This is a genomic window from uncultured Subdoligranulum sp. (genome assembly GCF_937890665.1).
This window is the reverse complement of the sequence record NZ_CALADU010000196.1, coordinates 1-10,803: the sequence shown is the minus strand read 5'-3', so window position 1 is coordinate 10,803 and position 10,803 is coordinate 1. Positions and strand designations below refer to the sequence as shown.

Genomic DNA, 10,803 nt, shown 5'->3' with positions numbered 1-10,803 from the left:
GCTGCGTCACCCAAATCAACGACCATCTGTGGGAGGGCCGCTACTCCCCCATCGTCAACGGCCAGCGCATGGCCCGGAATGTCTACGCGAAAACGGAGGCGGAGTGTGAGGAAAAGCTGGCAGAACTGATCCGGGAGATGAAAGCAGAAATCGCCGACGGAGAAAAACAGGCAAAGCAGGAAAGTGCGGCAAGTTGACCGGGAGAACCTGCCGTATTGCGTAAACGGGCCTCCAAGGGCAAAGCGCCCTCGGAGGCCCGTCTTTTTCCTGTCTGTGGCTGGTTCTGTGGTCAAAGGCAAGAGCCAAAATCCAAACCGCCCAAAATAGTTGCAAAAAGCAAACAAAACACCCGCTTTTCACGTGAAAAGCGGGTGTTTTGTGGAGCTGCTGGGCGGATTCGAACCGCCGACCTCATCCTTACCAATGGTGAGGTATTTTTTTGTTTTTTCACTCAAAAAAGGTTCTTATAACTTACTACTAAAGCTCATTTTCTTTCAATATCGTTCCTGCTTTGCCGAAACCGTTTGTGGTTTTAGTAGGCAAATAGTAGTCACCATCTTCTAGGATAGTCCTGCGAACAAATCAGTGATTCCCTCACTTACTGAGGACAGATCGCATTGTTCTCTCTCCCCCTAACAAAAGCTTCGCTCTCTCCTGGATCTGCTTCTCAATCATCTGTAAACGATTAGGAGGCAAGTTATACCGACTGTGCTTTTGAAATCTGAACGTCAGCAGGTGCCGCACCTGTGTCCGGTTCTCTTGAGACATTACTTCACGGGCCGTTCCAATGAAATCATCATATACACTGGGAACAAGGGTCGTAATATAATCTCTCAATACGTCCTCGTCCTCCCAGCAATCCTTTCCCGCAAAATTGAACAGGGAATTACCGTGGTCGAAAAGTGGAGCCGGAGATACGATCTTGTTTGTCCTATTTTCAATCAACAGGCCAAAGTTTCCGAAATGACGATCCACATTACAGATCACGGCGTCGAATACCATCATTTCATGAAGTTCTCTCAGGAACTCCGGGCCGAGGCTCTCATAATACCTAGCAACTGCCGGCATGCCGCCTTTCGTGACAAGCCTTCCCACAGGAAGGAAAGATGTCTCCACACTGGTAAACAATTCACACGTAGAACAAAGGATACCTTTCCATTGGGACAGCCCATACGGGACATGATGGATTCCCATTGCACGTGCTACCTGAGCGGCATAGTATTCTGAGTACGGCTCAAAACCCGCATTGGATGCTCCTTCCGTACCGCCCTTGTAAAGGTACACTTTGCCTTTGATCCTACGCCAGCATTTTGGAAGCATCCCGTTGGTGGTGAATTCCGGGCTGGATCGTAAGGAAGAACGGGGGCTGCTTCCGTACCCGGTAAACGCCAGAGATGCCAGAACATTGCTGAAAGGATTTTCATAGAGGTTGGATTCTGCAAATGTGGCAGTATCGTCTTCATGGACCACCCAATAGCAGTCATTCAGAGATAGCCCTTTGCAGACGTCGATAATGCTCATGGGACGGTTGAGATTCAGTCCGCACTTTGCCAACAGATTGTGGACGTAAGCGCGGTTTTTGGGAATTGTTCGCCGAAGCAGCCACCGCCGTAAGCTCTCAGGCGTTTCTTCCAGGTCCAGCGGCAATAGATTTTTTTTGCTCTCATCGCGCCAGAGGATCTCAATCTCCGGGTCGCTGGTGTCTGTAGTAGCAGAGAATTTCAGAAGAGGCATATCATATTGCTTCAACACATAATTCATGAAATTCCCCCTAAATCATTTTTACAAAAACATACCATAGTGCCTGAAAATAATCAACTGCGGATATGCCATTGGCTTTTTCATCTTCCGCCGAAAATTATTCAACGCCCTTATATCCATTCTTCTCTGCGTGGCCCAAAAGATACAAAAATGCAAAAGCAGGAATACGGAGAAGCTTTTTTCCATTAGGTGCGTTGTGCTCTCCAAAATCCGTAGCACGTTTTGTGATGATAATAGCGGACGCTGCCTTGTCGCAATGCTCAACGATTGCATCGTCATCTGAAATAGGAGCCTCTTCCCGGTATTTGACTTCAATCAGAATATTATCAATATTGGGATAATCTACGACGATGTCAATTTCCTTTCCTTTTTTCCCTCCGCGGTAATAACCTACTCGCGTGGCTTTCTGATAGTAAAAGGCTTTCACATGTTTATATACGGATGTCTCGACCATCTTCCCCATTTCTATTGGGTTTGTCAATACATCGCTGTCCATCAATACCGCGTTGCGAATGGCCGCATCCGCAATATAGATCTTAGGCCGGGCCTTTAAGATCTTTTTCCCATCCAGATCCACGGGGTAGCTTAAATAAATCAGATTCGCACTTTCCAAATATTCAATATAGTTTTGAACCGTTTGACGGCTGACCCCGTTCAGCTCTTTCGCTATGGTATCAATCGTTATGATCTCTGACGAGACATTACACAAATAGAGGAAAATGCGCTCCAACTCAGTTATATTTCGAATATTGTATAGGGCTGGCAAGTCACGCTTCAGCACTTTATCTACAACGTCCTCCCGCATGACCTGCTCAGCCAGTATATCGTCATTCGCAAGTGCCAGTTCAGGAAAGCCCCCTATTTGGAGATATCTTATGAAATGATTTTGTACGGCAGACAGCTTATTCATAATCTGCCCACGCTGTTGCTGCGTCATCTTTAGAATTGAGGTTGGCTTTATGGTTTTATCCAACTGGATATCATTCAAGCCTATTAAAGAACAATATTCGTAAAACGATAACGTCGGGACTTGTATCACTGTCCAGCGCCCGGCACCGCTTTCTGTACTTCCCCGAACCAACGCAGGGCTGGCGGAACCAGTCGCTACAACTTTGGTATCCGGCTGGGTATCGTAAATGGTTTTTAACCACATCGCCCAATCCGTTGCATACTGGACTTCATCAAAAAAGTAATACACATCCTGCTCAGCATAGATATTTTCATGATAGCACTCTAAAACTTCGTTCAGCCCCGCCAGTTTCAACATAGGATGATCCAAAGAAACAAATACAATTTTCTGGGGAGGCATTCCCTTTTGAAGCAGCGTATGGATCAGCTGGTATTCTATGGTTGTCTTGCCTACACGCCGGGTTCCTGTTAAAACTACTGTCCTGCGGATATTGGTATTTTCCAACCGGCTGATCGCTTCATAATAGGCAAATCGTTTATAATCCCGCAAAAAAGCAGGATTCACGGCTCCATTCACCCACCAGGGATTGAAACTCCGCAGGACCTTGAGAATTCCCTCTTTCGTTGTTATTGCCACAGTATCGCCTCCCTCCAAATAATTGTATCTGTACTTTACACTTTTGTCAATATAAATGCAAAGTATAGATTGCATTATTTCCGAGATTTTGCTATGTATGAATTACATTTTACTGTTGACTATCCAGAAAATCTGACAAGGCTTCCAGGGTGACACGATACTCGCGTCCTACCTTTACGGCTGCTAACTCTCCATTCTGAATCATCTTCCTCACCTGCTGCCGGGTCGTCTTGAGGTATCTTGCAACTTCTTTGACCGTCAGTAGTTCCATCATGCCCACGGGTCATCATCCTCTACTCTCTTCTTCGATCTTCCCTCATGATAAAGCAGATTATGTAGCTTCCTCACATCATATTTCACCAAGCCCCATTCTCCAATCTCGTTGCGACGCAGCTGGATGTCATATTCCATGCATTTATTCCTCAGTTCATCTTTACTCATTTCAAAGAGCTTGCACACATCTTTGATTGCATAAAACTCTCTCAGTTCATTGTAATCAACATATGGGACAGCCATATCAATTTCTCCTTTTAGAATGAATTAGGTTTTCAGATGTATCCTGGTGCTATCTCACGCCATTTCGCATCACCTTATATTCATGTTTGTTAAATCACTCTAAAAACATGCTCACAAACACATGTAAATCAATCAACTAGGACTGCATTTCACCGATATTTGACAAAGGAACTCATTTGAGAAAAGATGATAAATCCGGAAGCCTTGAAAGAGAGTCGGTATTTGGCAGTGTAATGGGACTGACGCCGAGTTTTTCAAATTTGTTGAAAATCCGCCTGCATTGTCCGGAATTCAAGCTGTATGTTTCCTGCAACGCTTTGACTGCGGCTGACAGATCCCTGCAATCGCTGGTTTTCCTCAGCAGATATATCATTCGTTTCTGCATCTCTTCCCGTTTTATAGCCGCTACTTTCTCCACGGCCTCCTGATAATGCAGATGTTCTCCGTGAACCAGTAGTGTCCTTTTCAAATACCATTTCAAAATCTTCGGTGCTTTGTTTCCCAGCTGTTGAATGATGTGCCGGTTGTCCAGCTCTTTGATATCTCCGCCCAGCCATTTTTTCATCCCCTTACGCCGCAACTGGGCTTCGATCCGCAGGACCGATTTTCCAATCAGCATATGAGGAAAGTGGTTGGTCATCCGCAGCTGCGCCGTCTTGTTATAGGCAAAAAAGGCACAGGATCGGCAGCTCTGCTTGTAGCTGTTCTGGTTCGCCTCTTTGGCGTCCTTTGCTTTCATGGAACCCTTGTTGAAGAATTCCAGTTGATAGTGCGGAAGCAGCTGCCCCTTTTTGAGAATCCGCAAATAGGCATTCACCGGAGCGGGATCTCGAAAGATCATGTTCATGGTCACATCGACACGATAGAGCTTCATACCGTCCAGGGAGCAAGGGATGCCAACTTGCTCCAAAATCCCATTTGCCCTTCTTTCCAGCTCCCGATAAGTCTTCTGCCTCGGATTATACAGCGCACTTCGATCTGGATCTCCCAGCAGGAGCATCGGATGTACTGTGATCATCAGTCCCCAAACAGATTGCTTTTTCTGGAATACGTAAATTTTGATTCCCCGATCCGCAAAGGCTTCACTGCGATATTCATAGCTCTCTGTCCAGTAATCGTTCTCTTGATAAAACCCCTTATACGATTTCAAGCGCGTGATGACATGCTCCTTTTGATGATAAGAAAGCGGAAAGTAGAAGCTGAATGTATCAATCCCCAAAATGATTTGCGGCTTTTCCATTTCACTCACCTTGCTTTCTGGCAGTTCGTGCAATAACGGCAGTTTTTTCTGGGGGAATCCCCCAGAAAACCCAGCATCATTTTTACCAAGCAGCGATGCTTTTCGTCACAAAGCTCCTTCATCTGATTCAGCCGTTCCACGGCACGCTTTCTCGCTTCCTTGTTCGTGATTTGACACAGAAGCCCATAGTTCCGGTGAAAGTCTGTAGGATCATACAGCAGAATACTGCGGGAGTGCTGTCCATCCCGTCCGCCCCGTCCTGCCTGCTGGTAATATTCCTCCAGAGATTTCGGCAGATCGAAGTGGATGACCAGATCGACATTCCGGATGTCAACTCCCATGCTCAAAGCAGTTGTCGCCACGATCACATGCTTTTTCCCTGCGAGAATGGCCTTTTCCGCTTTTTTCTCCCGGCTGTGGTATACGACAACATCACCGGGATAGAGAGCTTTCAGATCTTCTGCAACTGCTTCCGCTCCTGCTTTTGTTGCGCAGAAGATGAGGGTCGTATTGGCATGGTATTTCTTCAACAACTTCTGCAGCTTCCGGCGCTTCTCTTTGCGAGATTCCACAGGTTTTATCAAAAACGTCAGATTACTGCGATATAAACTGTAAGCAAAGCATTTAGGCTCCGATCTCATGGAAAGAAGAGCCATGATGTGTTCACGATCTTGCGGAGCAGCGGTTGCCGTGACAGCAACAACCGGGTGTTTCGGCAGGGAATCAACGAATGCGCCAATATGAAGATAGTCTTCCCGGAAAGTGCTCCCCCATGAGATAACGCAGTGACATTCATCTACTACCACCATGCCAATAGAAATATCCTGAATCGCCATCTGAAATGGGAGCCTGCACAGCCTCTCTGGCGACACAAAGAGGATATGGATCTCCCCGCTCTGCACGCAGTCCAAGATATCAGACTGCTCTTTTTCTGTCTGCATGTGATCCAGATAGGCCGCCGCGATCTGATGTTTTCGAAGATATTTTACCTGGTCGTGCATGAGGGCAAGTAGTGGCTCTACCACAATAGTCAGCTTATCCGATTGGATGATTGCCGGGATCAGATAGAGAATACTTTTCCCGAAAGAGGTGGGGGCAATCACCATTGTATCATGACCATTCAGGATAGATGAGATGGCTTGTCCTTGCTTAGGTCTCAATTTCTTAATGTCCAACTGCTTCATTGCCTCTTTGACAGATTTTGAATACTTCATGATAGAAAACCTCCCTGCAGATTCTTTATATCTTTGTTAGAAGGCAATCATTTTATAATGGCCTTGTGGTGATCATTTCAATGAATTCACTCAATTTTACAAACAAAGTTATAAATGCGGGTAAAGGGGCAAAAGGAATATGTTTAAGTGAGAAAACGGTTGGATTATGTGAAAGAAAACGAAGAAAAAGGACTACAAATTAGGTCAAGAAAAGCAGGGTGATTCTTTAATCCCAGGTTATCGCGGAAATCCGGTTTGTAGAATACGCCAGCCATATATTATATTTGTGAAAGAGGCGCCGGGGAATTTCTCCGGTGCCTCTGTTATTTTGTAACAGGAGGTTATGCCCATGCAGCAAGACATCCCACATGTGCCATCAGTGGACAGATGCACTTCAGTCATCCTAGCAGGCAAATGATCACCTACATCAGAAACCGGAGGAATTTATGAGAAACAGAAAAATCAAGATCCCGCAATATCTGGTCAGGGGCAAGCGCCGAGACTTCCATGTGCTGGTATTTCCAAGGCTGAAACATACCTGGGCCTATTACGATAGTGACAGTGAGCATTACGCAATCGATGCTGATATCGTAGGCTGTAAATGGCTCCGATTCGCAATGGCCTCCCTGATTGCTGCCCCTGACAAGATCGTATATTTCCCAATCCGCACGAAAACCAGTTTCCATGGATACTATTTTCCCAACTACGATGCCGTTCTCACACGGTCAGAACTGCAGCTGCGGCGGAGCGAATGGGTCAGCCTTCGCCGTCAATTAACCCCGGATCATCAAATCAATCAATTTGTCCTGCGATACGAGCCGGACAAGCTCTGCGATTATGTAGAAAAATTTGATGTGGAACAGCAACGTTCTTACCGCAGGAAGCATTCCTCCCGCCAGGAAATTTACACACTTCTTGGAGACACGGTATTCATGCCCCTGATGAAAGACTCCTGCTATCTGTTCCATCAAGACATTCTGGACACCGCTTGGCAGAACGATGAAAACTACGGTTCGTCGATCAACTGGGATTTCGGCTGGTTCCTGCCGGACGGCGCTATCCACAATATGGCAGCTCACGAAACAAAAACTCAGCCATAGAGCAGTCCCGAAACTGACTTTCACCAAACAGAAATCGAAAAAAAATGGGGGATTGCATGGAATAGCGATTTCCGGTAGAATCCATACAATCCCGGTTCTTTAAGGAGGAACTTTCTTGATTACGATTCAAAATGCGCTGAACAGCGCCATTGTCTATAGCGATTCCATTGATCCCGCCGCAGAGGGACTGATCCGCGCTCTGTGTGGCAGCCCGCTCTCCAAGGGCAGCCAGATCCGTATTATGCCAGACGTTCATCCCGGCAAGGGCTGCGCCATCGGGACCACCATGACACTCACAGACAAGGTAGCGCCCGGTCTGGTTGGCACAGACATCGGCTGCGGCATGACCGTGTGGAAGGTCTCCGGGAAGCGGATGGAGCTGCAAAAGCTGGATAAGCTGATCCGGGATGCCATCCCTTCCGGGCGGGCAATCCGCACCAGACCCCACCGCTTTGCGGAGCGGGCAGAATTGGACCGCCTGCTCTGCCTCCGCCATATTCAAAAGGAAAAGGCCCTTTGCAGCATCGGCACCCTCGGAGGCGGAAACCATTTTATCGAACTGGATCGGAGTGAGGATGGCGCATATTGGCTGGTCATCCACTCCGGCAGCCGGCGTCTGGGCGCTGAAGTCGCGGCGTATTATCAGAAGGAGGCCTTTGCGGCCAGCCCGGATGGGACGCCGTTCGAGTTTGCCTATGCCACCAGGGCGCTGAAGGATGCCTATCTCCACGATATGAGAATCGCTCAGCAGTTTGCAGAGCTAAACCGTCAAGCCATTGCGTCCGATCTGGTCAAAGGTATGAAGCTGGATATGGAGGACTCATTCTCCACAGTTCACAATTACATTGATACGAGCCGTATGATCCTGCGCAAAGGCGCTGTCTCCGCGATGGCGGGAGAGCGTCTGATCATCCCCATGAACATGCGGGACGGCTGCTTGCTCTGCGCTGGGAAGGGAAATCCGGAATGGAATGAGTCAGCTCCCCACGGTGCAGGGCGGCTGCTGAACCGGGCGGAATCCAAGCAGTCCTTCACCCTCTCCCAGTTCAAAAAGGAGATGAAGGGCATCTACACGACTTCTGTGAGCCGCGACACCCTGGATGAAAGTCCGATGGCCTATAAGCCCATGGAGGCCATTCTCTCCCAAATCGGCCCGACGGTAGATGTGATAGAGCGCATCTGCCCCGTCTACAATTTCAAGGCCGGGGAGGAATGAGCGGTGATCTATCAAATCAGCTCCGGTCAGGGGCTTGCGGAGTGCGAGCTGGGGGTTGCCAAACTACTGGACTATCTTCAAACCCATTACGACATCACGCTGCTTGACGCCTCGCCCGGATATTATGCGGGGACTTTTCGCTCGGTCCGGTTTTACACAGAGGCAGATCTATCGGAATACATCGGTTCTGTCCTATGGATCTGCAGAAGTCCGTATCGTCCCGGCCACAGGCGGAAAAACTGGTTTCTGGACGTTCATCTCTGTGAAGCAGCCAGAATCTCTGCCTTTGATCCGGAGCAGGTGGTGTTCGACACCTTTCGGAGCGGCGGTAAGGGCGGTCAACATGTCAACAAAGTAGAGTCTGGCGTCCGGGCGATCTACGTTCCCACCGGGCAAGCGGTTGTCTGTACCGAGGAACGCAGCCAGTATGCCAATAAACAAAAAGCCCTCTCCCGACTTCAGGCTTTGGCCCAGAAATCCAATCTGGACCAGCAGGCCCAGCAGAAAAGCCAGAACTGGCGGCATCATACCCGCCTGGAACGAGGCAATGCCAAAGCGTGCTTTGAAGGGATGGAATTCCGACGAATCTAACTAGGCTATGGCCCGCAAAAATTCAATTGCCTTTGAAAATAATCAAAAATTCCAAAAAATATGAGGGCGGACAGTGGTTGTCCGCCCTCATTGCTATACTTGACTTATAGATCCTCTTCAAACATCAAAAATTTGTATGCCGGAACATCCAAAGTTTTCGAAATCTCAAAAAGTGTGTCCAAGGAAACCGCCTTGCTGATATTCGGAGCCTCCACATGCCCGATGAACGCCGGCGTCCGGTTTACCTTCTCCGCAAGTTCCTCTTGCGTATAGCCCCGGAGTTTCCGGTAGTAGGCGATCTTTAACCCGATCTGGCGGTACTTGTCGATATAATCAGCCTTCATAGATGCGATCCTCCTGTACTTTCTTATGGTACAGAATCGCGTCATCGATTGACATGATTTCAAAATTATATTATTATATCTGTAAAATATAGTATTATAAAATTTGACTTGTATGTCTTGAGCGCTATACGTGAATACGAGAAATAGAGAGGAATGGTAAATATGTCTGCTTCTCCCGAGAGTTTTCGCGGTCTGCTGGATGAGGCCAAAAAATGCTATGATCATGCTGTTCGCCTAACGCGAGAGAGAGATGATAATGGATTTATCCGTCTTGTCAGATCGGATGATATTGATTCTGCAGTCGAAGACCTTTCTAGAATGGAAGGCAAACTACGTACCAAACTGCGCGACCTGAAAAAAGATAGTAAACAAAGAGCAGCATACGAGGATCAATTAGAAAAAATCGTTAGCTTATTGTCTGATCTGAGGGAAAAACAACGTTGCAGAAATTGTAGAAAGTAGTGCTCGTAACATTTTCCGAATATTTACTTGCATCAGAGCTATGTATGTTGGCTCCAATGTTCTAGAGGGAACCCGCCAGGCCAAGATTCCCTCATACTAATAGTCTTGGCAATGGTACGTAAAAGGTATCAGCTAGTTGAAGTACCTTAACTGTGAAAATATGGTAGAAAGGAATTTATGATAATGCAGCCGAATTATTGCCCTTTCTGTGGTTCAAAGTTGGTTGAAAACGCTAAGTTTTGTTCGCAATGTGGAAGGCCAGTACAGTCTGCCAGTGAAAAAGACAACTCTAATTTGCCTCGGCAAGGCTCTGGCATTGAGGAAGTATCTTCTACAGAGTCTAACTCGCAGAAAGTAGACCCTATGCACACCATTAAGATTGGTAAATACGATTTACATGTTGCGGAGTCAATCATTGCTTATAACAAACTTCGGTCCCTCTTTGTTGATAATGCAGAGACTTGTCGGCATACCTTTGAGTCTTTTTATAATTCAAGCGTTACCAACTTTGAGACTCTATATGATAAAGCACTTCCAAAAATTCTCGAATTATCAGCAACAGCTGTTCGCTTCGCAACGTCTACGCTAGAAAAATATGGGTTATATGGCGTCACCCCAGAAGAGTTTCTCCAGCTTGCGAGGAACGACCTTCATTTAGAACAAGATCTTCAAGTATACGCCGATATAGCCACAGACCTCGTGAGTTTTGCAGAGCAGCTCAGCAGTTATCGAGCAAATAACCGTTCCGGAGGTCTTCAGTGGCAAGGTGGTGGATTTGGCCTGAGCGGAGCTATTAAAGGCACATTGATGGCA

Annotated in this window: 12 protein-coding genes and 1 pseudogene; 6 read left to right on the top strand and 7 right to left on the bottom strand. The window is 47.2% G+C overall.

The features are described 5' to 3' along the window. A pseudogene (locus Q0526_RS11165) lies at positions 1–197 on the top strand (site-specific integrase); the annotation flags it as partial. A 397-nt stretch (positions 198–594) separates the two neighbouring features. On the opposite strand, the gene Q0526_RS11160 reads toward Q0526_RS11165, so the two are convergent. From Q0526_RS11160 to Q0526_RS11135, 6 genes are all read right to left on the bottom strand, one after another. Next, the gene (locus tag Q0526_RS11160; protein WP_298733576.1) at positions 595–1,761 is read right to left on the bottom strand and encodes an XRE family transcriptional regulator; all 1,167 of its coding nucleotides are present in this window, start codon (positions 1,759–1,761) and stop codon (positions 595–597) included. Positions 1,762–1,858: 97 nt separating this feature from the next. Beyond that, positions 1,859–3,307: an ATP-binding protein gene (locus Q0526_RS11155; protein WP_298733574.1), complete on the bottom strand. Its 1,449-nt coding sequence runs from the start codon at positions 3,305–3,307 to the stop codon at positions 1,859–1,861. 109 nt (positions 3,308–3,416) lie between these two features. Then, entirely contained in the window at positions 3,417–3,581 is a 165-nt protein-coding gene (locus Q0526_RS11150) for a helix-turn-helix domain-containing protein (protein ID WP_298733577.1), read from the bottom strand. After that, a complete protein-coding gene (locus Q0526_RS11145) occupies positions 3,578–3,823 on the bottom strand; it encodes a hypothetical protein (RefSeq protein ID WP_298733572.1) in 246 nt (81 codons plus the stop codon). Before Q0526_RS11145 ends, Q0526_RS11150 begins: the two co-directional genes overlap by 4 nt. A gap of 172 nt (positions 3,824–3,995) precedes the next feature. Beyond that, positions 3,996–5,072, bottom strand: coding sequence for a hypothetical protein (locus tag Q0526_RS11140; protein ID WP_298733570.1), 1,077 nt, complete (start codon positions 5,070–5,072; stop codon positions 3,996–3,998). Next, positions 5,069–6,277 carry a RecQ family ATP-dependent DNA helicase gene (locus Q0526_RS11135; protein WP_298733568.1) on the bottom strand — a complete coding sequence of 403 codons (1,209 nt, stop codon included), beginning with the start codon at positions 6,275–6,277 and terminating at the stop codon, positions 5,069–5,071. The genes Q0526_RS11140 and Q0526_RS11135 overlap by 4 nt, the downstream gene beginning before the upstream one ends. Before the next feature lie 446 nt (positions 6,278–6,723). Between Q0526_RS11135 and Q0526_RS11130 the strand changes: the two genes are divergently transcribed. The 3 genes from Q0526_RS11130 to prfH all read left to right on the top strand — a co-directional run bounded on the left by Q0526_RS11130 (position 6,724) and on the right by prfH (position 9,184). After that, complete coding sequence (locus tag Q0526_RS11130) at positions 6,724–7,377, top strand: hypothetical protein (RefSeq protein WP_298733567.1); 654 nt, start codon at positions 6,724–6,726, stop codon at positions 7,375–7,377. Positions 7,378–7,492: 115 nt separating this feature from the next. After that, complete coding sequence (locus Q0526_RS11125) at positions 7,493–8,593, top strand: RtcB family protein (RefSeq protein WP_298733566.1); 1,101 nt, start codon at positions 7,493–7,495, stop codon at positions 8,591–8,593. A 3-nt stretch (positions 8,594–8,596) separates the two neighbouring features. Further along, a complete protein-coding gene (gene prfH / locus Q0526_RS11120; protein ID WP_298733564.1) occupies positions 8,597–9,184 on the top strand; it encodes a peptide chain release factor H in 588 nt (195 codons plus the stop codon). A gap of 104 nt (positions 9,185–9,288) precedes the next feature. Here prfH and Q0526_RS11115 read toward each other — a convergent pair whose 3' ends face one another. After that, positions 9,289–9,528, bottom strand: a complete 240-nt coding sequence (locus Q0526_RS11115) for a helix-turn-helix transcriptional regulator (RefSeq protein WP_298733561.1) — start codon at positions 9,526–9,528, stop codon at positions 9,289–9,291. 162 nt (positions 9,529–9,690) lie between these two features. Between Q0526_RS11115 and Q0526_RS11110 the strand changes: the two genes are divergently transcribed. Beyond that, on the top strand, positions 9,691–9,990 hold the full coding sequence (locus Q0526_RS11110; RefSeq protein WP_298733559.1) for a hypothetical protein: 300 nt from the start codon (positions 9,691–9,693) through the stop codon (positions 9,988–9,990). 183 nt (positions 9,991–10,173) lie between these two features. Next, positions 10,174–10,803, top strand: a 630-nt coding sequence (locus Q0526_RS11105) for a zinc ribbon domain-containing protein (protein ID WP_298733557.1), incomplete at its 3' end; no start/stop codon positions are given.

Excerpts from the sequence above, each read along its gene's own strand:
- Q0526_RS11160 (WP_298733576.1), bottom strand. The coding sequence starts at position 1,761 with ATGAATTATGTGTTGAAGCAATATGATATGCCTCTTCTGAAATTCTCT.
- Q0526_RS11150 (WP_298733577.1), bottom strand. The coding sequence starts at position 3,581 with ATGATGGAACTACTGACGGTCAAAGAAGTTGCAAGATACCTCAAGACG.
- Q0526_RS11145 (WP_298733572.1), bottom strand. The coding sequence starts at position 3,823 with ATGGCTGTCCCATATGTTGATTACAATGAACTGAGAGAGTTTTATGCA.
- Q0526_RS11135 (WP_298733568.1), bottom strand. The coding sequence starts at position 6,277 with ATGAAGTATTCAAAATCTGTCAAAGAGGCAATGAAGCAGTTGGACATT.
- Q0526_RS11130 (WP_298733567.1), top strand. The coding sequence starts at position 6,724 with ATGAGAAACAGAAAAATCAAGATCCCGCAATATCTGGTCAGGGGCAAG.
- Q0526_RS11115 (WP_298733561.1), bottom strand. The coding sequence starts at position 9,528 with ATGAAGGCTGATTATATCGACAAGTACCGCCAGATCGGGTTAAAGATC.
- Q0526_RS11110 (WP_298733559.1), top strand. The coding sequence starts at position 9,691 with ATGTCTGCTTCTCCCGAGAGTTTTCGCGGTCTGCTGGATGAGGCCAAA.